22 protein-coding genes are annotated in these 23789 nt (G+C 60.5%); 12 read left to right on the plus strand and 10 right to left on the minus strand.

The window, feature by feature from the left end:
• Positions 1 to 30 precede the first annotated feature (30 nt).
• A complete protein-coding gene (locus DWW51_RS00105; protein WP_117772838.1) occupies positions 31 to 654 on the minus strand; it encodes a hypothetical protein in 624 nt (207 codons plus the stop codon).
• Positions 655 to 817: 163 nt separating this feature from the next.
• On the opposite strand from DWW51_RS00105, the gene DWW51_RS00110 reads away from it, so the two are divergent.
• Positions 818 to 1105, plus strand: coding sequence for a PTS sugar transporter subunit IIB (locus DWW51_RS00110; RefSeq protein WP_055252380.1), 288 nt, complete (start codon positions 818 to 820; stop codon positions 1103 to 1105).
• A gap of 11 nt (positions 1106 to 1116) precedes the next feature.
• On the plus strand, positions 1117 to 1491 hold the full coding sequence (locus DWW51_RS00115) for a VOC family protein (RefSeq protein ID WP_117772840.1): 375 nt from the start codon (positions 1117 to 1119) through the stop codon (positions 1489 to 1491).
• Between the two features lie 90 nt (positions 1492 to 1581).
• On the opposite strand, the gene DWW51_RS00120 is transcribed toward DWW51_RS00115, so the two are convergent.
• Genes DWW51_RS00120 through DWW51_RS00130 form a run of 3 tightly spaced genes read right to left on the minus strand, consistent with a single transcriptional unit; the run spans position 1582 to position 4207 of the window.
• The gene (locus DWW51_RS00120; protein ID WP_117772842.1) at positions 1582 to 2877 is read right to left on the minus strand and encodes a cell wall metabolism sensor histidine kinase WalK; all 1296 of its coding nucleotides are present in this window, start codon (positions 2875 to 2877) and stop codon (positions 1582 to 1584) included.
• Positions 2861 to 3646, minus strand: coding sequence for a response regulator transcription factor (locus DWW51_RS00125; protein ID WP_117772844.1), 786 nt, complete (start codon positions 3644 to 3646; stop codon positions 2861 to 2863). The genes DWW51_RS00120 and DWW51_RS00125 overlap by 17 nt, the downstream gene beginning before the upstream one ends.
• 18 nt (positions 3647 to 3664) lie before the next feature.
• Positions 3665 to 4207, minus strand: coding sequence for a DUF4342 domain-containing protein (locus tag DWW51_RS00130; RefSeq protein ID WP_089573575.1), 543 nt, complete (start codon positions 4205 to 4207; stop codon positions 3665 to 3667).
• A gap of 586 nt (positions 4208 to 4793) precedes the next feature.
• On the opposite strand from DWW51_RS00130, the gene DWW51_RS00135 reads away from it, so the two are divergent.
• Complete coding sequence (locus DWW51_RS00135) at positions 4794 to 5315, plus strand: hypothetical protein (RefSeq protein ID WP_117772846.1); 522 nt, start codon at positions 4794 to 4796, stop codon at positions 5313 to 5315.
• 153 nt (positions 5316 to 5468) lie between these two features.
• Here DWW51_RS00135 and DWW51_RS00140 read toward each other — a convergent pair whose 3' ends face one another.
• Positions 5469 to 5780 (minus strand): hypothetical protein, encoded by a 312-nt coding sequence (locus tag DWW51_RS00140; protein WP_117772848.1) that lies wholly within the window; start codon positions 5778 to 5780, stop codon positions 5469 to 5471.
• A gap of 159 nt (positions 5781 to 5939) precedes the next feature.
• Between DWW51_RS00140 and DWW51_RS00145 the strand changes: the two genes are divergently transcribed.
• Both DWW51_RS00145 and DWW51_RS00150 read left to right on the plus strand, forming a co-directional pair.
• Positions 5940 to 6179 carry a hypothetical protein gene (locus DWW51_RS00145; RefSeq protein WP_117772850.1) on the plus strand — a complete coding sequence of 80 codons (240 nt, stop codon included), beginning with the start codon at positions 5940 to 5942 and terminating at the stop codon, positions 6177 to 6179.
• Positions 6180 to 6264: 85 nt separating this feature from the next.
• Complete coding sequence (locus DWW51_RS00150) at positions 6265 to 6990, plus strand: metallophosphoesterase (protein ID WP_117772852.1); 726 nt, start codon at positions 6265 to 6267, stop codon at positions 6988 to 6990.
• Between the two features lie 17 nt (positions 6991 to 7007).
• Here DWW51_RS00150 and gluQRS read toward each other — a convergent pair whose 3' ends face one another.
• Positions 7008 to 8012: a tRNA glutamyl-Q(34) synthetase GluQRS gene (gluQRS, locus tag DWW51_RS00155; protein WP_271728931.1), complete on the minus strand. Its 1005-nt coding sequence runs from the start codon at positions 8010 to 8012 to the stop codon at positions 7008 to 7010.
• 508 nt (positions 8013 to 8520) lie between these two features.
• Between gluQRS and DWW51_RS10210 the strand changes: the two genes are divergently transcribed.
• Positions 8521 to 10467 (plus strand): DUF2207 domain-containing protein, encoded by a 1947-nt coding sequence (locus DWW51_RS10210; RefSeq protein ID WP_158564553.1) that lies wholly within the window; start codon positions 8521 to 8523, stop codon positions 10465 to 10467.
• Positions 10468 to 10919: 452 nt separating this feature from the next.
• On the opposite strand, the gene DWW51_RS00165 is transcribed toward DWW51_RS10210, so the two are convergent.
• Positions 10920 to 11561 carry an N-acetyltransferase gene (locus tag DWW51_RS00165; protein ID WP_117772854.1) on the minus strand — a complete coding sequence of 214 codons (642 nt, stop codon included), beginning with the start codon at positions 11559 to 11561 and terminating at the stop codon, positions 10920 to 10922.
• Between the two features lie 277 nt (positions 11562 to 11838).
• Here DWW51_RS00165 and purH point away from each other — a divergent pair, with 277 nt between their 5' ends.
• From purH to DWW51_RS00185, 4 genes are all read left to right on the plus strand, one after another.
• Positions 11839 to 13446: a bifunctional phosphoribosylaminoimidazolecarboxamide formyltransferase/IMP cyclohydrolase gene (gene purH / locus DWW51_RS00170; RefSeq protein ID WP_117772856.1), complete on the plus strand. Its 1608-nt coding sequence runs from the start codon at positions 11839 to 11841 to the stop codon at positions 13444 to 13446.
• Between the two features lie 274 nt (positions 13447 to 13720).
• Positions 13721 to 14428, plus strand: coding sequence for a hypothetical protein (locus tag DWW51_RS00175; RefSeq protein ID WP_231501529.1), 708 nt, complete (start codon positions 13721 to 13723; stop codon positions 14426 to 14428).
• A gap of 180 nt (positions 14429 to 14608) precedes the next feature.
• The gene (locus DWW51_RS00180; protein WP_117772860.1) at positions 14609 to 15280 is read left to right on the plus strand and encodes a response regulator transcription factor; all 672 of its coding nucleotides are present in this window, start codon (positions 14609 to 14611) and stop codon (positions 15278 to 15280) included.
• A gap of 9 nt (positions 15281 to 15289) precedes the next feature.
• Positions 15290 to 16333, plus strand: coding sequence for a sensor histidine kinase (locus tag DWW51_RS00185; protein WP_117564916.1), 1044 nt, complete (start codon positions 15290 to 15292; stop codon positions 16331 to 16333).
• Between the two features lie 312 nt (positions 16334 to 16645).
• Here the strand turns inward: DWW51_RS00185 and DWW51_RS00190 are convergent, their stop codons facing one another.
• Positions 16646 to 17083, minus strand: a complete 438-nt coding sequence (locus DWW51_RS00190) for a universal stress protein (RefSeq protein ID WP_117583590.1) — start codon at positions 17081 to 17083, stop codon at positions 16646 to 16648.
• Positions 17084 to 17332: 249 nt separating this feature from the next.
• On the opposite strand from DWW51_RS00190, the gene DWW51_RS00195 reads away from it, so the two are divergent.
• Both DWW51_RS00195 and DWW51_RS00200 read left to right on the plus strand, forming a co-directional pair.
• Entirely contained in the window at positions 17333 to 18313 is a 981-nt protein-coding gene (locus tag DWW51_RS00195) for an undecaprenyl-diphosphate phosphatase (protein ID WP_089572431.1), read from the plus strand.
• A 227-nt stretch (positions 18314 to 18540) separates the two neighbouring features.
• Complete coding sequence (locus DWW51_RS00200; RefSeq protein WP_117772862.1) at positions 18541 to 21441, plus strand: ATP-dependent helicase; 2901 nt, start codon at positions 18541 to 18543, stop codon at positions 21439 to 21441.
• Between the two features lie 434 nt (positions 21442 to 21875).
• Here DWW51_RS00200 and DWW51_RS00205 read toward each other — a convergent pair whose 3' ends face one another.
• Together DWW51_RS00205 and DWW51_RS00210 are read right to left on the minus strand one after the other, a co-directional pair.
• Positions 21876 to 22808 (minus strand): type I phosphomannose isomerase catalytic subunit, encoded by a 933-nt coding sequence (locus tag DWW51_RS00205; RefSeq protein WP_369832551.1) that lies wholly within the window; start codon positions 22806 to 22808, stop codon positions 21876 to 21878.
• Positions 22809 to 22883: 75 nt separating this feature from the next.
• Positions 22884 to 23603, minus strand: a complete 720-nt coding sequence (locus DWW51_RS00210) for a GntR family transcriptional regulator (protein ID WP_117648347.1) — start codon at positions 23601 to 23603, stop codon at positions 22884 to 22886.
• Between the last annotated feature and the right edge of the window lie 186 nt (positions 23604 to 23789).

Consider the following 23789-nt stretch of genomic DNA (forward strand, 5'->3'; position numbering starts at 1 on the left):
TGAGACTAGAAGTCTAGCACAAGCCGCCCGTTACGCGTTGACAGCCATCGAGTGCCGGCCCGACTTTTCCAAGTACTCGGCAAACTTGGCCTCGTCGCCTTTGTTCTTGTACTGTAGGGCCAACAGGTACTCCAAGCGGCAACTCTTAACCTTATCGTCGCCGGCCTCCTCGAGCATGCGCTCCAGCTCGGGAATGTCGTTGTGGCGCTTGAGGATCATCGTGTCGTACATCAGCTGGCATTCGTGCGCGACTGCCTTGGCCTGGCCGCCCTCAAAGCCTTTGATCTCGTGCAACAACTCCTTGGACTTTTTGCGGTCCTCCTGGCCAACGTAGTAGTTAAAGGCCTTAATGACCAGGTCGACGCGCTGCATCTTGGGCAGGTTGAGTCCCAGCAGCAGGTCGAACATCTCGCTGGCGCGCTTGTGGTCCTCGCGCAGCAGATAGGAGTTCAGGCGCAGGTAGTCGCGGCTGTAGCGCGGGTACAGCATGCTGGTGAGTTTGCCGTCGAGCAAGCGATCAAACTCGTCCCACTGCTTAGCGGCCATAAGCTGCTGCAGGCGTTTAAACGTGGTGCGTTTTTTTACGCTAAAGAACACCGACACGGCGATGCAGATGATAACGACGGCGGTCCAGAGTGTGCGGGAATCGGGCATATTGAGCTCCTCGGTCGCTCGTAAAACAAGCGGTATGACAATGCGTGCTAGATGTATTATACGCAGCGTGCAAGCAAACTGGCACAAAAGCGCATCGAGGCCGAGCGTCAACGCTCGCTGCGGTACACTTACCTAAAGTAAACCATGAAGGGAGACATTACCTATGAAGAAGATCGTTTTGGCTTGCGGTGCTGGCGCTGCTACTTCCACGCTCGTTGCCCAGAAGGTCGCCACCATGCTCGACGCCAACGGATACGCCGGCAAGTACGAGATCGTGCAGTGCGCCATCTCCGAGGCCAAGGACGCTTGCGACGAGGGCGCCGACCTGCTGATCGCCACCACCGTTGCCCCCGAGGGCCTCACCTGCCCGTACGTGAGCGGCGTGCCCTTCATGACCGGCATGAACCGCGTCGCTGCCGAGAAGGCCGTTCTCGACGTCATGGCTCAGTAGGCGCTGACTGTATGAGTGAGCAGAACGCCAACCCGGTCGAGCTTTTTGGCATGCGCGTCGCCCATGTGGGCATCAACGCCACCGACCCGGCAGACGCCCTGGAGATCGCGGAGCTGTTCTCGACGATGATGGGCCTGCCCGTCATCGAGACCCCGGTTTCGTACTTCAATGATTCGCTGGTCGAGATCATGAAACAGAACGGTCGTGGCGCCAAGGGCCACATCGGCTTTGCCGTCAACGACATCGATGTGGCGGAGAAGTGGTTTGCCGAGCGCGGGCTCGAGGTTAACGAGGAATCGCGCGTGCTACTGCCCGACGGCGGCACCAAGCTCGTGTACTTTAAGCGCGAGTTCGCCGGCTTCGCCGTGCACCTGTGCCGCGAGTAGCGCACAAGCTGTTATAACTAGCAAAAAGGGATGGGGCCGCATAGCCCTATCCCTTTTTTATGCCAAGGGGCTGCAGCCGCGCGGGTGCCCCTACCGCGGCAGGCGAATCGTAAAGCGGCTGCCGACGCCTTCGACCGAGGTCACGCCGATGACGCCGCCGTGGCTATCGATGATCCACTTGGCGATGGCGAGCCCCAGGCCCGAGCCCTGCGCTCCGGCATCGCGTGCGTTGTCAGCGCGGTAGAACCGCTCAAACGCGTGAGCTGCGGATTCCTGGTTCATGCCGATGCCCTCGTCCTCAACGTTTATGTCGATCGTGCCCGCGCTCGCATCGGGCGTTATGGCAAACGTGACGGTCGTGCCCGCGTCCGAATACTTGGCGGCGTTTTGCACGATCACGCGCAGCGCCTGCTTTACGAGTGCCACGTCAACCGATACGTTGCAGCGCGGGTCGCTGGTAAGTGCGGCATCGTACGCCAGCCGATATGTGTGCCCGGCATCGATCATCTGCGATTCTTCGCATACCTCGCTGACCAGTGCGGCCAGGTTGGTGTTCGCGCGTCTCAGGACCGTGCGACCGGCATCGCCGCGCGCCAAAAACAGCAGCTGCTCCACGAGCTCCTGCATATGCTCGCTTTCGGCTTTGAGCGAGGCGATGGACTCTGCCAGCACGTCCGGGTCGTTTTTGCCCCATCGGTCGAGCATGTTCACGTAGCCTTGAATCACCGCGATGGGCGTGCGCAGCTCGTGACTCGCATCGTTGACAAAGCGCATCTGCTGCAGCTTTGCCTCTTGCATCTGACGCAGCAGGCGGTTGAGCGCGACCTCGATACTCGCCAGATCGGCGTCGCCGGTGGTGACGCTCGGCGAGTCGACGCTTGCGCGCTCGATGGCCTGCTCGAGCGTTTCCATCTTGCCACCGGCGAGCTGCATGCGGCCGAGTTCGTCAACGCGCAGGGCCAGGTCGTTGAGCGGCGCCATAGTGCGGCGCACGCGGCGGGCTCCGCCGAGCATGTTGAGCACGCTGATGACCTGCCCACCTGCAACGACAAGATAGAGGGGCCACAGCGCGATGAGGTCCTGCGCGAGGGGGAAGGTCTTGGTGGTGCGCGCAAGCTCGACGGTATAGGTGAGCGTGGCGGGGTCCCAGCCGTGCGCGGGCGTCAGCGACATGCCGTGGACGGCGGCACCGGGGATCCATCCCGCGGTAAACGCGCCGTCGGGCAGCGTTTGGTTATAGCCATAGATGAGGATCGCCGCCGCAGCAACCAGCAGCCACAGGTCGAGCCAGATGTAGCTCGCCAGGCGGCGCCACATGTAGCTCCAGTTGATGGCACGGGCGATGGAGGTGACGCGCTTGGTCTCGGCGTTACGCGCGGCAGACATAGCCCACCCCGCGCACGGTTTGGATGATGCGGGCACCGCCGGCGTCTTCGATCTTGGCGCGCAGGTGCGCGATGTGCACGTCGACGTTGTTGGTGTCGCCCACGTATTCGTAGCCCAGCGCCTCGTGCGCGATGCGCTCGCGCGTGAGCACGGTTTCGGCATGCGTCATAAGCAGGGCGAGGACGTCGAACTCGCGGGCCGTGAGCGCGATGGGCGAGCCGCCGACCGTGACTTCGCGGCGGTCGGGATCGAGCGCGACCGAACCCACGGCGAGCGCGGCGGGGGAGGGCGCGGCGGAAGCCTGGGTCGAGTCGCCGACCGGGGGCATCGCAGCGGCTCCGGTGCCCGCGCCGCCTGCCGTACCCGCCCCAGTACCGGCGCCGCCAACGCCCGAAGCCGCTCGCACGGCTTCCGAGCGCTTCAGCGCCACGCGGATCCGTGCGAACAGCTCCTCAATCGCAAATGGCTTGGTCAGGTAATCGTCGGCGCCGGCATCGAGCCCGGCCACTTTGTCCATCACGGCATCGCGCGCGGTGACCATAATCACCGGCACATCCTTGTGCTTGCGGACACGCCGCAAGACCTCCATGCCGTTGAGCTGCGGCAACAGCACGTCGAGCAGAATCAGATCGTAGTCGCGCTCCAGCGCCAGGTCCACGGCAGTGCGGCCATCGGCGGCGTGTTCCACCTGGTAGCCCTCGTGCTCCAGCTCGAGCGTCACAAAGCGGGCGATTTTCTCCTCGTCCTCTACGATCAGGATCCGTGCCATGCGTGCCCCCGTCTGCGATTACTTGTCGTCGTTGAGATTTTGCTTGATGTCGTCCGCGGCGTTAGCAGCGCTATCCATAAGGTTGTTGATGCTGCCGGGCACGTCGCCGTCGCTGTCGATGCGGTAGCGCATGCCAAAGAACAGGCCAATCAGCATCAGCCATATCGTGGCGCCCCAGGCAAACAGCGCGACGATGGGAATCAGGATAGGGATGTTGAGGATGATCGCATCGCGGCGCGTGGCGATAAACTTGGTGTCCAGACTCAGGCGGAAGAGCTTTTTGAGGTACTCCCACACGCTGTCCATCTTCTTGGAGAAGTCGGTCTTTTCGCTCGACTTTTCGTAGGCTGCCTGCGCGGCGACCATCTCGGCAGAGGGCTCATCGACTGGCGCGGACTCGGTGGCGGCATGCGCCGACGTGGTCTGGGTCTTGCCCTGCGACTCGAGCCAAATGATGGCATCCAAAACGTTGCCGTCGGCAGCGTCGAGCGCCGCCTTGGCATCGGTGTAACTCACGTTGCACTTGGTGCGGATGGTTTCAACTTTTTCGAGGTCGTCCATGACCTGTCCTTTCGTTCGATGGGCGCGACGCCGGGCAATTTGCTCGGGCGCGAGCGTTGCGTTCGGCGGTTTGCGTTGCGCCGCCCCGCCCTTGGTCGAACTCTATAGTGCAGGTTATAGATTAAGCGATTCTTGAGCCAAGATTAATGTTGGATGAGTTTTTGGGTGGCAGTGGGAAAAGTATTAGACCTCGATAGCGGGAGATGGGGTGCCGGTATCAAGCCGGCGTCAGAAATGGGATAAGCAAGGCGAACGGATCATATGGATTAAAATCGCGTTGCAAAAGTATGAGTTTCACACACGGCAGCCATGGAAGGACCTTAATATTACTTAGGCATGCGGCATTTGACGCCAGTCCTAATTGAAAGGCCAAGGGTAAATGGCTCCATGGGCAAGTGATTCTGTTTGCTAATGACCGAAAGCACCAATCCGTCATGTTGATTAAGGTTTCTGTTTGCTTGCATGGTTCGCTAGCTGCTAAAAGGTTGACCGATTGACTGTTTATGGCATCGTTAGTCGTCGGTGTTTTATAACATTAATTTAAAATAGCTGCAGTGGCTGAATGAATATAGAGAAAGGACTATCAATGGAGTGCAACTGGATTTACTTCCCATTAAACGGTCGTCCGCCGCAGCCGTTAATGGACGTTGTAAAAGCTGTAAATAAAAATATTGAGCAGATTCGTTCTGATAAAAACAGCGAGCACAGCGATAGCGTGCTCCGAATTTTGGCGTTCGATTTGGAGCAATTTGGTTTCAATGTTGAGGTGGGGAAAAAGAAAAACGAGAAACTATCGATGCCAGTGTTGTATGGGGAGAAAGGCTTAATTGATAAAGCTTTTGAGGTCGATGCCGTCCATAGGGACACTAACACGATAGTGGAGATTGAGGCCGGGCGCGCTGTCGCGAACAACCAGTTTCTGAAGGATTTTTTTGAAGCGTGCATGATACAGGATGCAGCATATCTTTGTGTAGTCGTTCGTAATGTGTACAAGAGTGGTGACAACTCAAGCAGAGACTACGAAAAGGTCGTAACTTTTTTCAAAACATTGTATGCAAGCGGGCGCATGCCTGTTCCGTTAAAAGGCATTATGGTTATTGGGTACTAACTGCAGTGGTTCTTTCAGTTTTGGAATAGTTCCGCGTGTAACTATTTGTGTGTCGGGCACATGGTGACTTGGGCAGCGGCTCGGACTCAGCGGATGCGAACAGCATGTATGCGGCAAGGTTTTCAAATTGTTTTAGAGGAAAACCTCTGCTGCTCAGTCAGCATTCGGCACCCTTCCCAACGCACGTATGATTAGCTTTTGAGATCGCTTCTGCTCTCTAATGGCGGCCGCAAGAGCCCTTCGACGTTCGATTTTGGCTTGCAGCTCATCAACCTTTGTAGCGGGTACATAGTCACTTTTGACCTTGTCGCCGACTCGATAGTTGAGATAGCAGTATTCGTGGCCCTTTATGTTTCGCATGCGGATGCTGCCCTTTGGAAGGAGACTGATTTCCTGCTCCATGAGGCCCAAGAGGCGGCTCGAGCGTGCATATTCCTCTTCTAGGACATCTTCTAAGACGGACATGGAGCCTCCTTTCCGAGTAGTTACCCTACATTCTATCAAATCCATTAACTTGTAGGGTAACTCAAGCATGTCCGCACGACATGTGACACTTACCCTGCCGCCCTGCTCTGCCGCGGCGGCATGTACCCAAACAACGGTCCTCTAAGGAGTTCGATATCGATGAGTGATAACACCAAGCATCTCGCAAAGAAGTGCGTCAAGAACGCGGGGCCGTGCCTCGTGCTGTGCCTTGCCGGCGCAACGGTCGCGCTGCTGGCTGTTCTGGGGCCGTTTGATGTGCTCCGAAGTGCCAGTTCTCTGCATGTTTGCATGGCTCTTGCCGGCGCCATGATGACCGGCGGCGTGCTCGATCTGATCTTTTGGGTGTTTGACCCGTTTGGATGGAAGAGCGAGGGGTAGGTCCCAAAGGATGGAAGGGCTGGAACGGTTGACTTAGTGATCGTGCAGAATGTGGGCTAGCGACTTACAGGGAAGCGGTGATCCGATGACGGTCTATGTGACGGGCGACGTCCATGGCGGCGCTGACATGCAAAAGCTGCGCGATTGGGATCTTGGGGAAAGCCTGACGAGCGACGACTATCTCATCATTGCCGGCGACTTTGGCTTTCCGTGGGATTTCTCTGCCGAGGAGTGCGCCGACATCGCTTGGCTGGAGTCGCGCCCCTATACCGTGCTGTTCGTCGACGGCAACCACGAACGTTTCGACCACTGGGCGGAGCGACCCATGGAGTTGTGGCACGGCGGACTGACACAGCGCCTGTCGGACACCTCGCCCATACGGCGCCTGACGCGCGGCGAGGTTTTTGAACTCGACGGCTCAACGGTCTTTACCATGGGCGGCGCCACGAGCGTGGACAAGGAATACCGCATTCCGTATTCCAGCTGGTGGCCGCAGGAGTTGCCGGACGAGCGCAACTTTGAGGAGGCACGGACGAAGCTCGACAGCGTGGGCTGGAAGGTCGACTACGTGGTCACCCACACCTGCTCTACGCGCATGCTTTCGCCCACGCTCTATCCGGCGCCCGGCTGGAATTGCCCCGCCGTCGATCGACTTACGGCATTTTTTGACGAGTTGGAAGACCGCTTGGACTACAAGCGCTGGTACTACGGGCATTTTCATCGGGATGCCAACCCGACCGAGCGCCATACCGTGCTCTACGACTGCATCGTTCGCCTGGGCGACGAACTCCAGCCTTGGGATGTTGCGTAGGGGTGGGGCGTATTTGGCTACTCGGCCGTTACAGTGATGTTCTCTCGGTGCGCGCGGATAACATCCCAGCTAAAGTGCTCGACCAGCCGCTCGGCAGAGCGCGGCGTGGTGTCCGGCGCGATGCCCGTTTGCCCGGCGAGCCAGCCCAGCAGCGCTTCGGGCGTGCCAAAGCGGGCGCGGAGTTCGCCCAGGTCCAGATCGCGATCTCGTTTGGAAAGGCGGCGGCCGTCCGGTGCCATGAGCAGCGGAATATGTGCGTAGTGCGGCGTGGGCAGTCCCAACAGGTGCTGCAGATAGATCTGGCGCGGCGTGGACCCCAGCAGGTCGCATCCGCGCACGACCTCGGTGACGCCCATGGCGGCGTCGTCGACCACCACGGCTAGCTGATAGGCAAACACGCCGTCGCTGCGGCGGACCAAAAAGTCGCCGCACTCGGTGGCGAGCGCCTCGCATTGGGCCCCGTACGTGCGGTCCACAAATTCGATCACGTCGTCTGCGAGGTCGTCGACGGTGGGCACGCACAGACGTGTGGCCGGGGCGCGCAGGGCGCTGCGGCGGGCCACCTCCTCGGCCGAAAGACTTCGGCAGACACCACGGTAGATGGGCGTGCCGTCGCTCGCGTGCGGTGCACTCGCGGCGTGGAGCTCGGCGCGTGTGCAAAAGCAGGGATAGGTGAGGCCGGCGTCTTTCAGCCGGCGCAAGGCGCTCTCGTACAGGTCCAGGCGGTCGTGCTGGTAGTAGGGGCCTTCGTCCCACTCCAGCCCTAGCCAGGCCAGGTCGTCAATCAATTGGGCGGCAAATTCCGGGCGCTTGCAGCGATCGTCCAGGTCCTCAATGCGTAACACGATGCTGCCGTCCTGGCTGCGGGCCGAAAGCCATGCGCACAGGCAGCTGAACACGTTGCCCAAGTGCATACGGCCCGAGGGCGACGGGGCGAAGCGCCCCACGACGGGCGCGGGAGCGGCCGGCGTCGTTGGCGCGTCGGCGGCGGGTGTTGCTATGTTGCGTGCGTTGATGTCCATGCGGACGAGTATAGCGCGGGGCGCGGTGGGGGAGACGCTGCCGTGGCCTGCAAGTTGCTGAGGCCGCGCGTTGCGCGTGCCGGACCACCGGCTCGGCACCTTAATCGTCGTCAATCAATTTAGCCCTCAAACGACAAAAACCCCGGCAGCTCTTCGCAACTGCCGGGGTTTCCGCGGAAAAGGGGGACATGATCCTCGAGCGGACGGCAAAGGGGCAAACCGTTTTCGCTCAACTGCTTTATGCCCCTCAACTGGCGGCTCAATCAGCGCATGCCGCGCCCACACAAAGCCGCTACACCTGTGATGGAGCTATGAAGTGGTATCTATTGCCGGAGCGGGCTATGCCAAGGAGTGTCCCAGATTGCCGGCAGATAAGGAACGTCCCCAGGTGCCGGCGGCGGGCGTGACTTTCGTCCCGTTTGATACTCCGCTGGCCTAGATGTTCGTCACATGAACCCGCAAACGTGGGACAATGACGCTGTTGGTATCACAGACAAAGGATGTGCCTATGAACGCCCCCGTTGCCCAGCCCTGTCGGCAGCGCCGCCTGTTTGCGCGATTCGCTTCCGTCTGCGCACTCGTCGCGCTTGCGTTGTTGCTGCTGCCTGCCGCCGCGCACGCCGACGGCTACTCCATGAGCCAAACCTATATCGGTGCCACGGTCGAGGCCGATGGCTCGCTGACCGTTGTCGAGGGACGCCAGTTCGATTTCGACGATGACATTAACGGCGTGTATTGGGATATCAATACAGGCTCTAACCAGCAAGGCGGCTCGGTGGTCGTCAATGTGCTGAGCGTCGAGGAAGACGACACTGCGTTTAACAAGGTCGACAGCGCAAACAAAGGCGACGACGGCGTTTACACGGTGGAGCAGTCCGACGACGGCGTAAAGATTAAGGTGTTCAGCCCTCACGAGAGCGGCGACAGCGCAATCTACTACGTGAGTTATTCCATGACCGGTGCGGTTATGAACTGGGCCGATACCGCCGAGCTCTACTGGAAATTTGTGGGTGACGGCTGGTCTGCGGACTCCGATGACGTCGAGATGGAAGTCTACTTTGCAAATGCCGCTGCCGGGACGGCCGCCGTCAAGGGCGATAACTTCCGCGCATGGGGCCACGGCCCGCTGACGGGCGACGTGTCACTCGATGCGGACGAGCCCATGGTCACCTATACCATTCCCTGCGTGCATGAGGGAGAATTCGCCGAGGCACGCATCGCCTTCCCCAACGACTGGGTGCCGCAGCTCGCCGCCTCGAGCGAAGAGCGCATGTCGACGATTCTGAGCGAAGAGAAGGAATGGGCCGACGAGGCCAACGCTCGCCGTGAGCACGCGCGTGCGGTTGCCGGCGCGATTGCCGTGGTGTGTGTTGTCGTGGCGGTTGCCTATACCGGTGTGATCGTGATGCTTAAGCTGCGCAGGCCCAAGCCCAAGCCACTCTTCCAGGACGAGTACTTCCGCGATGTGCCCTCGGCCGACCATCCCGCGGTGCTTGCAGCTCTCATGAGCTGGAACGACGTGCCCGATCAGGCATATATCGCCACACTTATGAAGCTCACCGACGACCGCGTGATCAAGCTGGAAGAAGCGACCGAGACCAAGAAGAAGGGTCTGCTCCGTCGCGAAAAAGAGGAGCAGACGTATCGCATCACAGTGACCGACGAGGCCTGGAAGGCTGCCAAGAAGGACGGCATCGATCGCGACGTGCTCAAGGTCTTCTTTGCTGGCGTTAAGCCCGATAAGGACGGAGTCCGTTCGCGCACGTTTAGCGAGTTGGAGGAGTACGCTAGCGAGCGCACCACATCTGTTGGCGACAAGCTCGAGGACTATCAGAGCACAGTTAAGGGCAAGCTGGAGGCGCGCGAGCTTATTGCATCGGATGGCACTATCGCGATGGTGGCCGGCCTGGTTCTCGGCATCATCATTGTCTTTGGCATTCTGGGCTCTCTGTTCTATACCGACTTTGCGGATGCCAACGTCGGTGCCGCTATGATCTCGATCCCCGTTACGATCGTGGGCTTTGTCCTGAGCTGCACCTTCCGCCGTTACACGCCGGAGGGCGCCGAGGTGGCGGCTCGCTGCAAGGCGCTCAAGCATTGGCTCGAGGACTTTACGCGCCTGAAGGAGGCTATCCCCAGCGACCTAATCTTGTGGAACAAACTGCTGGTGATGGGCGTTGCCCTGGGCGTTTCGAAAGAAGTGCTGCGACAGCTGGCCGAGGCCGTGCCTGCGGATCTGCGCAACAGCGACGATTTCTACGACAACTACCCCTGCTACTGGTGGTATTACCATCACTACGGCAACGAGTCTCCGCTCGATTCGTTCAACGAGGTGTATCACGAGACCATCCGCGAGCTGGCTTCGAGTTCCGATAGCTCGAGCGGCGGCAGCGGCGGCGGCTTTTCCGGTGGCGGCGGTGGCGGCGTCGGCGGAGGCGGCGGCGGAACGTTCTAGCGAGCGCTTGCTTTGGGGTGGATCTTTCTGGGCGGTTGCCAGGGAAGATTCATCCCATTTTTGTGCATCGAAACGGGTCAAACTTTCCGCTGCGGACCTTCGCGCAAGGGACAGTGGACAAAAAATGCCAAATATGAGTACTGTTGCTGCGTTGGTCACATATGTTTGCACATAATAATGGGCTCCTAATGAGAGTACTTCTCGTTAGGAGCCCATTTTATTGAACATTTGGGGAGTTATGTCAGCTCGTGCAGCTGGTCGTCATGCCTATAAGCATCAAAAATGCCCCAAATCGCTGCTACTAAAAAGGTAACAGTACTCATATTTGATGTTTTTTGACCAGGGCTATCTACAAACCCCCTAGGCCACTCATTGGGGACAGACTTAAATGACTAGTTGTTGGGGATCAGTCATTGGGGACGTTCTTAAATGACCAGGTGTGGCTGCTTGGGCTAGGCTGTTAGGTCGAGTTCGTAGAGGAAGCTTTCGCGCGGCATGGCGTGGCGGCGTTCTTCGCGGTTGGCGCGGTGCGTGGCGGTGCGCTTAAAGCCGTGCAGCTCGTAGAACTTCCACGAGCAGTTGGAATCGGTGTACAGGTGTGCGCTGGTCGCCCCGCACGAGGACAGATGCGAGATTGCGGCGTCGAGCAGCACCGATCCCACGCCCAGGCCGTGGACGTCGGGGTCGACGGCGAGCAGCGTGACCTCGTTGTCATGCGGCAGTGGGCTTTTCTCGAGCAGGCGGTTGTTGGTTCGAATAGTGGCGCGCACAAACGAGAGATACTCGGCGCACGACTCGGGTTCTAGCTCACGCATCTGCGACAGCAGTGCACGCTCAGTATCCATCCAATGTTCCCTGACGGCGGTGCCGGAGCTCTGTCCCGTACGCGCAAGCGAAATGCCGCGCGCCTCGCCATCTATAACTGCAACCTGCGAAAACGTCGAAGAAGAAAGGCAGTAGGCAAGGTCGCACGCGGCTTCGAGGCGGTTGTACTCATCGTTACCCGAGTTGTTGTGCCAAAGCTGCTGCAAGATCAGCGCGATGGCGTCGAAATCTTCGGTATCAAACGGTCGGTAGAGAACCCGCGAGACCATAGTGCCTCTTTCTTTTGCGGATGCATATCGAGCACAGTTCTACCACGCCATTGGCATCGAATTATGGTGCCCCTGTGTTCCATGAACTCACCGCGCCCGGTGCCGCGCCCATGCCCTCCGCTCGCAAGCTTTTTCTGCACATGCGACCGTTGCGGGGTGCATCGACGCGCTCGATGCGCTACATTGAATCAGTATTTTCAATGCCGCTGCGCGAGCGCTGCAGATCGACGTATCACCGACTCACAGAGCACGGCGGCGTACCAGACAGGAGGACTGCATGGGATCTGATGTGAAGATCGCACGCGCGTTGATCTCGGTTACCGATAAGACGGGCGTCGTCGATTTCGCACGGACGCTGGTCGATGACTTTGGCGTCGAGATCATCTCTACGGGCGGCACGGCTCGTGCTATCGAGGATGCGGGCGTTCCCGTAACCCCCATCGAGGAGTTCACGGGTTATCCCGAGATGATGGACGGCCGCGTTAAGACCCTGCACCCCAAGGTTCACGGCGCGCTGCTGGCCCGCCGCGATTCCGAGCAGCACATGCAGGAAGCCGCTCAGCACGGCATTAAGCTGATCGACCTGGTCGTCGTCAACCTGTACGAGTTCGAGAAGACCGTTGCCAACCCCGAGGTCACCTTTGCGGATGCCATCGAGCACATCGACATCGGTGGCCCCTCCATGCTGCGCTCCGCTGCTAAGAACGCCGCGAGCGTTACCGTCATCTCCGACCCGGCCGACTACGACGCCGTCCTTGCCGAGATGCGCGAGACCGGCGGTTGCACCACGCTTTCCACCCGTCGCCGCCTGCAGGTGAAGGTCTACCAGACCACCGCCGCCTACGACACGGCTATCTCCCGTTGGCTTGCCGCCCAGGCAAGTGACGTGGCGGATACCTCTGCCAAGCTCGAGATTTCGCTGGAGAAGGTCGACGACCTGCGCTATGGCGAGAATCCTCAGCAGAAGGCTACGGTCTACCGCTTTGCCGAGGGTTGCGAGAACACCGCGAGCTCGCAGTTTCCGCTCGTGGGCTCCGAGCAGATCCAGGGCAAGCCGCTCAGCTACAATAACTATCTGGATGCCGATGCCGCTTGGAACCTGGTCCGCGAGTTCGACGAGCCTGCCTGCGTGATCCTCAAGCACCAGAACCCCTGCGGCTCCGCCGTTGCCGAGGACATTACGTCCGCTTACGACCGCGCCTTCGCCTGCGATCCCAAGAGCGCCTTCGGCGGCATCATCGCCTGCAACCGCGAGGTTCCCTTTGAGCTGGTTGAGCACTTTGCCGATCGGAACAAGCAGTTCGTCGAGGTCATCATCGCCCCGAGCTACACCGATGAGGCACTCGAACGCATGGCTAAGCGTCCCAACCTGCGCGTGCTGGCTACCGGCGGCGTGGACCACGGCGCCCAGGTGGAGCTGCGCTCCATCGACGGCGGCATGCTGGTGCAGGAAGTTGACCACGTGACCGAGGATCCCGCGACCTTTACGTTCCCCACCGACCGCAAGCCCACCGACGCCGAGATGGCCGAGCTTGAGTTTGCCTGGAAGGTTTGCAAGGGCGTTAAGTCCAACGCCATCCTGGTCTCCAAGGGCAAGGCCGGCATTGGTATGGGCCCCGGTCAGCCCAACCGCGTGGATTCCGCGTTGCTGGCCTGCGAGCGTGCCGAGGACTTCTGCGAGCGCGAGGACGTGGAAAAGGGCGGCTTTGCCTGCGCAAGCGACGCGTTCTTCCCGTTCCGCGACAACGTCGACGTGCTTGCCGAGCATGGCGTGACCTGCATCATCCAGCCCGGCGGCTCCAAGCGCGACGACGAGAGCATCCAGGCCTGCAACGAGCACAATATTGCGATGGTTTTCACGGGTGCCCGCCACTTCCGCCATTAAGTAGGGAGGTGGCGCTGCGGCTTGCCCAACCACCGCACCTTGCCGCTCATTCGTCGCTCGCGTACCCAAGTACGCGTCGCTCCTCTTTCACGGCAATCTGCGGCACCTGGGCAACCCTCGCCGACCTGTTAGGTTGACTGGGGAGGATGGGATGTTATCTCGTCCCTTGGACCGCCTCGCTTCTAAAATAATCTCTGCAAAAGACGGTCGCTCCGTTTGGAGGGCCGTCTTTTTGGTATAAGAGGACGGAATGACTAACACGAAAGGTACAACCATGCCCCAGATTGATGATGCAGAGCTGTTTGGCAATGCCGAGGATCAGCGTGCGTACGAGGACTTTTGCGCCAATCAGGAGGCGGTCGAGAAGTTTACGCTCGACAAGCCCGCGCTTATCTGCCGTTGGCGCATGTCCAACAAAAAGGTGCCCATGCTCAACCGTCACATTCGCGCGCTGTCCGAGCGCTTGGTGCAGGGCGAGCCGCTTACCCATAACATGCTCAGCTGGGCCAAGCAGCACGTTGAGTGGTCGCTTGCCGAGGGCGATTACACCGCGCACGACGGCGTACTCATGCTGGTGATCGACATCAACGGCAACGCTGCCATGACGGTGGGGGAGTACGAGCCGCTAGCCGATACGTCGGCCAAGGCGCTGCGTGCCCGCTCCGCCGAGGCCCGCTCCGAGGCCGACGAGACCGGCGTGGCGCCCGAGCTACTTGCCGCCGTCAACGGCGGGAGGCTTGCCTTTGTGGCGCCGGCGGACGAGTGCCTGTGCGGCACGGCGACCCTTATTGAGCAGCTGGCCCAGACCAAGGGCATCCCGGTCACGCGCGTGGACATTCCCGCTCAGCTCAAGGGCGCGCTGTTCCTAGTGAGCGACGAGCACGGCGTGGTCCCCGCCGACGATACCGATGCCGCCGAGTCCGACGCCGCCACGGTCGCCTTCTTCGCCGAAGGCTACGAAAAGCTCCGCGCCCGCCGCTAAATGATTTTTCTGGGACGGGGATTATTTAATCATTTGATCCCCGCGCCCGCTGCGAGCGAGGGGCGATTCGAACGCTTTCGTTCGCGAACAGTTCTGTCACCTTAATGCCGCGCGAGGCGCGCACCGGCGACTTCGCGGCAATAATGGCAGTAAGACAACCAAGAGGGGGGAACGGAATCCATGGCGCTGATCTATATCGTTGAGGACGACGAGCCCATTCGTCGCGAGCTTGCCGACATCCTTGCCCGTGCCGGTTTTGAGGTCGAGGCCTGCGAATCGTTCGAGCACGTCTCGCGCGATATTCTCGCTGCCGCGCCCGATCTGGTACTGCTCGACCTCACGCTTCCTGTCAAAGACGGCCAACACATCTGCCACGAAGTCCGTCGCGAATCCGAGGTCCCCATCATCGTCCTCACTTCGCGCACGACCGAGATCGACGAGGTCATGGCCATGACGCTCGGCGCGGACGATTTTATTTCCAAGCCCTATAGCGCCCGCGTCCTCGTGGCGCGCATCAACGCGCTGATGCGCCGCACCACGGCGGCAGGCGAGCGTAGCACCATGGTCCACAAGGGGCTGGAACTCGACCTCGCCCGCTCCGCGGTCACCAACACGGCAACCGGAGACAGCACCGAGCTCACCAAAAACGAGCTGCGCATCCTCTCTCTGCTCCTGAGCCGCGCGGGCAAGATTGTCTCGCGCTCGGCCATCATGCAGGACCTGTGGGACTCCGATGCCTTCGTGGACGACAACACGCTCACCGTCAACATCAACCGCCTGCGCACCACGCTCGACAAGATCGGCGTCAAGGAGTATCTGACCACGCATCGCGGCCAGGGCTATTCGGTCTAGGTGCCAGCTATGTCGTTTGGCAAGTTCTTTAAAGATGCACTGCTTCCCGTCGCCGTGTGGACGTGCGGCGTGCTGCTGAGCTGCTTTGTGCTGACGGTCGCCGGCGCACCCGTTTCTATCGTGGTCGTGGCGGTTGGCGTGTCCTTTATCTTCGGTATGCTCGGCATCGTGATCGAGTACGCTCGCCGTCGCCGTTTTCTGCGTCAGTTGGAGCGCGCGGCAGAGGAGCTCGAGAGTCCCGCATGGGTGCAGGAGATGGTGCAATGCCCAACCTATGCCGAGGGCGAGCTCGAGTACGAGGTCCTGTGCCGGGTGGGCAAAGCCGCCTGCGACGAGGTTGCCGAGGGCCGGCGTCAGACCGAAGACTATCGCGACTATATCGAGAGCTGGGTCCACGAGGCCAAGCTGCCCCTGGCGGCGGCTCACCTGATTCTGGAAAACCTCGACGGCGGCGCAGATGACCCAACACGTGTCGATGACCTGGGTCGCGAGTTGGCTCGCGTGGAACGCTATATCGACCAGGCGCTGTACTACGCGCGCTCGGAAGTCGTGGAGCGCGACTACCTGATTCGCCGCTGGGACCTTAAGACCTTGGTGACGGGTGCGATTAAGGCCAACGCGCGCGAGCTCATTGCGGCGCACGTGGCTCCGGTGTGCGAGAACCTCGACTTCGAGGTCTTTACCGACGAAAAATGGCTCGAGTTTATCCTGGGCCAGCTCATTCAGAACAGCATTAAATATGCGCGCGAGGACGGCGCGAAGATCGTGTTTTCGGGCGCGTTACTGGACGAGGGCCTGGCGAGCGAGCGCATCGAGCTCACCGTTGCGGACAACGGCTGCGGCGTGTGTGCGGCAGACCTGCCACGCGTGTTCGAGAAGGGCTTTACCGGCGACAACGGCCGCACCACCAAGCGCGCAACGGGCATCGGCCTCTACCTGGTGGCGCGCCTATGCTCCAAGATGGGCATCGACGTCACGGCGGCATCCGACTCCGGCGAAGGCTTTGTCGTAACGTTCGCCTTCTCGACGAACAAGTTCCAATACTTTGAGTAGCCGGGCCGTCTTGCGCTGCGGACGGCTATGTTCCCGAACGTGAACTTAGCTAAGGCAACTGGCGTTATGTTCCCGAACGTGAACATAACTATGAGGCTCAAATGGATCTCCCAAAACAAAAACGTGCAGCCCAAACAAAACGTGCCGCCCCAAACGGGGCGGCACGCCATCTTTTATCAGCCAACTCGCTGAAGTAAGGCTGCGAAGGCCGCGAGGCCGGGAGGGGTTTCCTAAGGGCACATCCCGCAGCCGCAACGCGGCGAGGACGTGCCCGTGGAAACCCCGCAGGCCCCGCGGCCGGTGGGAGCAACGCTACTTTACGACCAAAATGTCGCAGTCGGTATTGCGCAGCAGGAACGTCGAAATCGAACCCAGAAGCGCATACTTGATCGAGGACAGGCCGCGAGCGCCGCAGAGCACCAGGTCGGGCTTGACCACGTCGAGCATCTCGTCTTTGAGCGTCTCGCGAATACGACCGGCGCGTATCATGACCTCGACCTCGGGAATATCGGGATTAGCCTTGGCCTCTTCGAGCTGCTTTTCGATGGAGTTCTTAAAGGCCTCCTCCAGACCGTTGACCAAATCGACCGGATAGGAGCCGGCGCTCTCGAGCGCCGTGGAATCGATAACGTGGCCGATAATCAGCTTGGCGCCGTTGTTCGCGGCGACCTTGATGGCGCGTGCGAGCACAAAATCCTGCTGCTCAGTACCGTCGAGTGAAACAAATACCTTGGTGTAACCCTCGTTCATGGTTTCCTCCTTGGTCTATCGCACGGGCGCGGGGCTCGTGCGTCGGGCGGGCGCGGGTGCGTTGACCGCCGGACACTTTATCTTGTTGCAGTTATACCCAAGGATTTCGGTTTAACTGCTCGCAATTCTGTGAACGGGCGAGTTTTTTGGTAAGGGTAGGCGCGGTCGCACCGCCAACGGTTGATAATGGGACATCGCCCGCATCGTCCGCAGAACATCTACCGGCGGGTGTCTAACGAGGGGGTTCCTTTGGATATTATCGAGCTTCTAAAATCTGCCTTCATGGGCCTGGTCGAGGGCATCACCGAATGGCTGCCCGTTTCGTCGACGGGCCACATGATCTTGGTGGACGAGTTCGTCAAGATGAACGTGAGCGAGACGTTCTGGAATATGTTCCTGGTCGTGATTCAGCTCGGCGCCATTCTGGCCGTCTGCGTGCTGTTTTTCCACGAGCTCAACCCGTTCTCGCCCAGCAAGGGCAAGGAGGGCCGTCGCGACACCTGGGTGCTGTGGGGCAAGATTGTGCTCGGTTGCATTCCTGCGGCGGCGATCGGCCTGCCGCTCAACGACTGGATGGAGGAGCATTTCTACAACGCTCCCGTCGTGGCGCTGGCGCTCATTGTGTACGGCGTGCTGTTTATCGTGATCGAGAACTGGCGCGCGAGCAAGCGCGAGGAAATGGCCGTTGCCGGTTCGTTTGGTTCGCGTGCTGTGGTGTCGGGTGGACGTCCCGCCGGTGCGCACTTTGCGGCGCCCCCCACGGCTACCGCTGAGGATGAGGACGATGACGAGAATCTGGACTTTGGTTCCATCGCCACGCTCGAGGACCTCAGCTGGAAGACTGCGCTGGGTATCGGCTGCTTCCAGGTGCTTTCGCTGGTGCCTGGTACGTCTCGCTCCGGTTCTACCATCATCGGCGGCCTGCTTTTGGGCTGCACGCGCTCGGTGGCGTCTAAGTTTACGTTCTTCCTGGCTATTCCTGTTATGTTTGGCGCGAGTGCGCTCAAGCTGGTCAAGTACTTCATCAAGGGCGGCACGTTCGGCACCAACGAGATCGCCATCTTGGGCGTGGGCTGCGTTGTGGCCTTTGTGGTTTCGCTCATCGCCATCAAGTGGCTCATGGGCTTCGTCCGCCGTCACGACTTCAAGTGCTTCGGCGTCTACCGCATCATCCTGGGCATCGTAGTGCTCGCATACTTCTTCGTTCTGGAGCCCATGCTCGGCCTGTAACTTGGTTGACGCTGCGCGGCGGCCAGAGCGACAACTTGTCATTCAAAGAGGGTGGCATGACCAAAAGGTCTATGCTGCCCTCTTTTTTGGGCGATGGGGCGGGCCTGACGGTGGCGCACGGAGTCGTGGTGTGATTTGCGTCGGTGTCCGCGCGGCTCGGTATACTGGTACGGCTCAAACTATGGCGCTGCCCGCAGGCGCGCCGTCCGTCAGATGAGGAGTCGCCCATGACCCAGCCCCTGCCCTGGGAAAAGAACACTGCCGCGCCCGTGCCGCCCGCGCCGGAACCCGTGCCACTCGATGCATACACCGCCCCCGCTGCGCCGGAGCCCGAGCTCGTTCCGCTCGACATCTACGACGCTCCCGCGCCGGCGCCCAAGCCCGCCAAGCCGCTCGTCGACATCGACAGCCTTAATCCCGCCCAGCGCGAGGCGGTCCTGTCCACCGAGGGCCCGTTGCTGGTGCTCGCCGGCGCCGGCTCGGGCAAGACCCGCGTCTTGACCTTCCGCATCGCACATATGCTCGGCGACCTGGGTGTTAAGCCTTGGCAGGTTCTTGCCATCACGTTTACCAACAAGGCTGCGGCCGAGATGCGCGAGCGTCTGGCGGCACTCATCCCAAGCGGCACCCGTGGCATGTGGGTGTGCACCTTCCATGCCATGTGCGTGCGCATGCTGCGCGAGGACGCCGACCTGCTGGGCTATACCGGTCAATTCACCATCTACGATGACGACGACTCAAAGCGCATGGTGCGCGACATTATGCAGGCGCTCGGCATCGAGCAAAAGCAGTTCCCCATCAACATGATCCGCAGCAAGATCAGCTCTGCTAAAAACGCCATGATCGGGCCCGAGGACATGCTCAAGAGCGCCGATAGCCCCAACGACAAAAAGGCCGCGCAAGTCTACCTGGAGCTGGAGCGCCGCCTGCGCGCCGCCAACGCGATGGACTTCGACGACCTGCTCGTGCGCACGCTCGAGCTACTGCGCACCCGCCCCGAGGTGCTCGACAAGTACCAGGAGCGCTTCCGCTACATTAGCGTCGACGAGTATCAGGACACCAACCACGTCCAGTACGAGATCGCCAACCTGCTGGCCGCCAAGTACCAAAACCTCATGGTCGTGGGCGACGACGACCAGTCCATTTACAGCTGGCGTGGCGCCGACATCACCAACATCCTGGACTTTGAGCAGGACTTTAAAAACTGCAAGACCGTCAAGCTGGAGCAGAACTATCGCTCTACGGGTCATATCCTGAGCGCCGCCAACGCCGTGGTGCGTCACAACTCGCAGCGCAAGGACAAGCGCCTGTTTACGGCCGAGGGCGATGGCGAGAAGATTCAGGCTTTCCAGGCAAGCGACGAGCGCGACGAAGGTCGCTGGATTGCCGGCGAGATCGAAAAGCTGCATGCCAAGGGTACAAGCTACGACGATATCGCCGTGTTCTACCGCACCAACGCCCAGTCGCGTATCCTCGAAGATATGTTCCTGCGCGCGGGCGTGCCCTACAAGATCGTCGGCGGCACGCGATTCTTCGACCGCGCCGAGATTCGCGACGTCATGGCCTACCTCAAGATGATCGTGAACCCGGCCGACGAGATGAGCGTCAAGCGCGTCATCAACACGCCGCGCCGCGGCATCGGCTCCACCTCGATTCAAAAGATCGAGCAGCTGGCGCGCGACAACCGCTGCTCGTTCTTCCAAGCCTGCGAGATCGCGTGCGCCGAGACGGGCATGTTTAGCGCCAAGGTCCGCAATGGCCTGTCGAGCTTTGTGTCGCTGGTGCGCGAGGGCCGCCGCATGGACGGCGAGCTCAAGGACGTTGTCGAGATGATTGTCGACAAGACGGGCCTGCTGCAGGCCTTTCGCGCCGAGGGCACCATGGAGGCCGAGAGCCGCGCCGAGAACATCCAGGAATTCCTGGGCGTGGCCGCCGAATTTGAGGAGACGCACGAGGATATCGAGGGTACGCTCGAGAGCTTAGAGGAGCTGCGCGCGGCCGGTGTTGCCGACGTGCCTGCCGGCGCCGAGCCCGAGCCCGTCGTGGTGAGCGCACCTGCGCCCGAGCCGGGACCGTCTGCCCCGGTATCCTCGTTTGAGGCGCTCGTTGGCGCGCGTGATGCCGCAGGTTCCAATCCGCTCGATAGCCTAGCCGCCCCGGCGCTCTCGCCGCAGGATGCCCTGGCTGCCGCCATTGCGGGCAACGCGTATGCCGCGCCGACGGAGATGCCGGCGGGTGCCGTGCATGCCGACGAGATCGAGCGCACCTACGGTCCGCTCACCTGTAAGGCGCTTCCTGCTCTCATGGAGTGGCTGGCCCTGCGCTCCGACTTGGATTCCCTGGCCGGCGAGACGCATGCCATTACCATGATGACCATCCACTCCGCCAAGGGCCTGGAGTTCCCGGCGGTGTTCGTGGCCGGCATGGAGGAGGGCATCTTCCCGCACGTGCACGACTTTGGCGGCAGCGATGATCCGGGCAAGCTCGAGGAGGAGCGTCGCCTGGCCTACGTTGCCATCACGCGTGCCCGTAAGCGCCTGTTCCTGACCTATGCGGCCACGCGTCGCACCTACGGCTCGACCTCTGCCAACCCGCGCTCTCGTTTCCTCAACGAGATTCCGTTTGAGGATATCGAGTTTAGCGGTATCGGTTCTGCCGGTTTTGAGGGCACGGGCTGGGAGAAGCGCGGCGACCGTCACGGCACCTTTGGCTCGGGCATGGGCTCGGATATGTATGGCGGCAAGGTGTTCGGTTCGCATACGCGCTCGACCGGCGGTTCCGGTTCGCGCGGCGGATCGAGCTTCGACGATTTCTTTGGTGGCAGCACCTATGGCACCGAGCGCCATCGCGGGGTTTCGCCCGACGCCGGCCGTGTTGCCTCGACCTTTGGTTCGGGCGCGCCGCGAGCTAAAAAGCCGTCGTCCAAGGTGTCGCCGACGGTGGAGCGCAAGGTCGATCGCGCCAGCGCGTCACAGGACTTTGCCGCGGGCGATACCGTGAGCCACAAGACCTTTGGCACCGGTACCGTGATCTCGGTCGCCGGAGACATGATCGAGGTCCAGTTCGAAAAAACCGGCCAGACCAAAAAGCTGATGAAAGGTTTTGCACCGATCGTCAAGCTGTCGTGATCCCGGCGGACCTGGGCGGGCGTATGGGGCAACATCACCTGCTCGGACAGTCCTGCGCAAGACGGAGGCCACATTAAGTGGCCTCCTTTGCGTGCGGAACTCGCGATCGATGTTGCCCCATACACCCGCCCAGGTCCTTGGGTAACGTTGCTGGACGAACATCGCTCTGCTCGTTCGCTTTTTGGTCTGGAGAGCCGGGTGGGCTGATATATAGATACGAGTAGGGGCTCCCCCGTTGATGGGCGGGGGAGCCCCTACTTGCGTTTGGGTTGTTGTTGCTAGCCAGAGGCTCGCCGGGATGGGCGCGGGGTTTGGTCGATCGCGAGTTCCGCACGAGCCGGAGAGCACTTAATGTGCTCTCCGTGCGAGCAGGACTGCCCGAGCAGGCGATCAAACCCCGCGCCCATCCCGGCGAGCACTCGGGTACCAGTGACCTACAGGTGGCTAATAATCAGTTCCATCTTGCCTTCGAGGTCAATGGAGGTGACGGTGCTGGGGGCTAGCAGATGGCTTCCCTTGTGGACGGGGTCGCCGCAGACGGTGCCTTCGCCGTCGATGACCGACAGGCACATGAAGGGCCAGCGCTGCTCGAGGGTCTTGCTGCCGTCGACGCGCACGCGATCGACGGTGTAGCAGGAGTTAGACTCGAGCTCGGTCACGCCGTCGACCTCGGGTGCGGTCACCGTGCCGTCGGTCGGAGCCTGAGCATCAAAGTCGATGCAGTCGAGGCTCTGCTCAATGTGCAGGGGACGCAGTTTGCCGTCGGTGCCGGGACGGTCGTAGTCGTACAGGCGATACGTCACGTCGCTCGACTGCTGCGTCTCCAAAATGAGCGTGCCGGTCTTGATGGCGTGCACGGTACCGGAATCAATCTGGAAAAAGTCGCCCTTGTGAATCGGCAGCACGTTGAGCATGTCGTCCCAGCGGCCGTCCTCGATCATACGCGCGGCCTCGGCGCGGTCGTGCGCGCGCTGTCCGACGATGATCGTGGCGCCGGGCTCGCAGTCCAGTACATACCAGCACTCGGTTTTGCCCAGGCTGCCGTTCTCGTGCTCGGCGGCGTACTCGTCATTGGGATGGATCTGGATCGAAAGGTCGTCCTTGGCGTCTAGAATCTTAATGAGCAGCGGGAACTCCTTGCCCTCGCAGTTGCCAAAGAGCTCGCGGTGCTCGGCCCACAGCCACGACAGTGTGTGGCCGGCATACGGGCCCTCCGCGATCTGGCAGTCGCCGTTGGGGTGGGCCGAGATAGCCCAACACTCACCGATGGGACCCTCGGGAATGTCGTAACCAAATACGGTTTCGAGCTGGCGGCCGCCCCAGATCTTCTCGTGGAAAATCGGCGTCAGTTTAATCAAATCGGACATGTTCATACTCCCATGGTGTTGCGCGGCCGCCCGCTCTAATCGAGTCATAACGAGCGCCCGCATGACTACAAAAACCTATGCCAACGTTACGTTGTGCAGCTCAAAGCGGTCGCCGACGTTGCGCGAAATCGAGTACTCAAAGGCGTTGCCGCTATCCAAAAAGCCAATCTGGTTGAGTTCGAGCAGGGGAGCGCCGGGTTTGGTGCCCAGACGCTCGGCCTCTTCCTCGGTTGCCGCCACGGCGCGGATGGTGCGGTGGAAGCTCGAAATCTTCAGCCCGCATTGCTCGCGGATAAAGCTATAGACCGATCCGTATAGGTCCTTCTTTTTAAGGCCCGGTATCAGCTCGAGAGGCATGTAGGTGTACTCGATGACGATGGGCTTCTCGTCGACCTGGCGCACGCGCACGATGTGATAGGCAAAGTCGTCCTCGGCAATTCCCAGCTGAGTTGCGACGTCCGCTGGTGGATTGACAATCGAGAAATCGTAGACCACCGAGGTCACCTTCTCCCCGCGGTGCTCATACGAAAAGCCCTGGGCGCGGTCGTTTTTGCCCTGGAAAAACGCCTGGTCGGGAAGACCCGCCGTGTCCTTAACGTAGGTGCCCGACCCGCGACGGCTGGTAACAAGACCCTCCTCGGTGATCTGCTCGATCGCGCGCTTGACGGTGATCTTGGAAACGCTATAGAGCTCGCAGAACTCAACGACGGTGGGTAGCTTGTCGCCCGGTTTAAGAGCGCCGTCCTCGATGCTTCGACGGATATCTGCAGCTATCGCCTCGTATTTGGGAATCATGGAACCTCCTTTCCGACATATAAGAATACGCAAGTAAGTATAACCCCCAACGAGGCACCCATATTACTTTTATATAAGAAGTCCGAGAAAGAAAAAACAAAAAGACGCTTTACTTTAGAAATTAGAGCGCTATAGTTGTACGCAACGAACGGAACCCTGCCGCCGGCAGGGCCGACCGTTTGGGGA

It is taken from the genome of Collinsella sp. AF15-51, assembly GCF_003462845.1.
GTDB lineage: Bacteria > Actinomycetota > Coriobacteriia > Coriobacteriales > Coriobacteriaceae > Collinsella.

What these genes read in the sequence shown, in the direction of transcription:
- DWW51_RS00105 (WP_117772838.1), bottom strand. Translation starts at nt 654, where the DNA reads ATGCCCGATTCCCGCACACTCTGGACCGCCGTCGTTATCATCTGCATC.
- DWW51_RS00110 (WP_055252380.1), top strand. Translation starts at nt 818, where the DNA reads ATGAAGAAGATCGTTTTGGCTTGCGGTGCTGGCGCTGCTACTTCCACG.
- DWW51_RS00115 (WP_117772840.1), top strand. Translation starts at nt 1,117, where the DNA reads ATGAGTGAGCAGAACGCCAACCCGGTCGAGCTTTTTGGCATGCGCGTC.
- DWW51_RS00120 (WP_117772842.1), bottom strand. Translation starts at nt 2,877, where the DNA reads ATGTCTGCCGCGCGTAACGCCGAGACCAAGCGCGTCACCTCCATCGCC.
- DWW51_RS00125 (WP_117772844.1), bottom strand. Translation starts at nt 3,646, where the DNA reads ATGGCACGGATCCTGATCGTAGAGGACGAGGAGAAAATCGCCCGCTTT.
- DWW51_RS00130 (WP_089573575.1), bottom strand. Translation starts at nt 4,207, where the DNA reads ATGGACGACCTCGAAAAAGTTGAAACCATCCGCACCAAGTGCAACGTG.
- DWW51_RS00135 (WP_117772846.1), top strand. Translation starts at nt 4,794, where the DNA reads ATGGAGTGCAACTGGATTTACTTCCCATTAAACGGTCGTCCGCCGCAG.
- DWW51_RS00140 (WP_117772848.1), bottom strand. Translation starts at nt 5,780, where the DNA reads ATGTCCGTCTTAGAAGATGTCCTAGAAGAGGAATATGCACGCTCGAGC.
- DWW51_RS00145 (WP_117772850.1), top strand. Translation starts at nt 5,940, where the DNA reads ATGAGTGATAACACCAAGCATCTCGCAAAGAAGTGCGTCAAGAACGCG.
- DWW51_RS00150 (WP_117772852.1), top strand. Translation starts at nt 6,265, where the DNA reads ATGACGGTCTATGTGACGGGCGACGTCCATGGCGGCGCTGACATGCAA.
- gluQRS (WP_271728931.1), bottom strand. Translation starts at nt 8,012, where the DNA reads ATGGACATCAACGCACGCAACATAGCAACACCCGCCGCCGACGCGCCA.
- DWW51_RS10210 (WP_158564553.1), top strand. Translation starts at nt 8,521, where the DNA reads ATGAACGCCCCCGTTGCCCAGCCCTGTCGGCAGCGCCGCCTGTTTGCG.
- DWW51_RS00165 (WP_117772854.1), bottom strand. Translation starts at nt 11,561, where the DNA reads ATGGTCTCGCGGGTTCTCTACCGACCGTTTGATACCGAAGATTTCGAC.
- purH (WP_117772856.1), top strand. Translation starts at nt 11,839, where the DNA reads ATGGGATCTGATGTGAAGATCGCACGCGCGTTGATCTCGGTTACCGAT.
- DWW51_RS00175 (WP_231501529.1), top strand. Translation starts at nt 13,721, where the DNA reads ATGCCCCAGATTGATGATGCAGAGCTGTTTGGCAATGCCGAGGATCAG.
- DWW51_RS00180 (WP_117772860.1), top strand. Translation starts at nt 14,609, where the DNA reads ATGGCGCTGATCTATATCGTTGAGGACGACGAGCCCATTCGTCGCGAG.
- DWW51_RS00185 (WP_117564916.1), top strand. Translation starts at nt 15,290, where the DNA reads ATGTCGTTTGGCAAGTTCTTTAAAGATGCACTGCTTCCCGTCGCCGTG.
- DWW51_RS00190 (WP_117583590.1), bottom strand. Translation starts at nt 17,083, where the DNA reads ATGAACGAGGGTTACACCAAGGTATTTGTTTCACTCGACGGTACTGAG.
- DWW51_RS00200 (WP_117772862.1), top strand. Translation starts at nt 18,541, where the DNA reads ATGACCCAGCCCCTGCCCTGGGAAAAGAACACTGCCGCGCCCGTGCCG.
- DWW51_RS00205 (WP_369832551.1), bottom strand. Translation starts at nt 22,808, where the DNA reads ATGTCCGATTTGATTAAACTGACGCCGATTTTCCACGAGAAGATCTGG.
- DWW51_RS00210 (WP_117648347.1), bottom strand. Translation starts at nt 23,603, where the DNA reads ATGATTCCCAAATACGAGGCGATAGCTGCAGATATCCGTCGAAGCATC.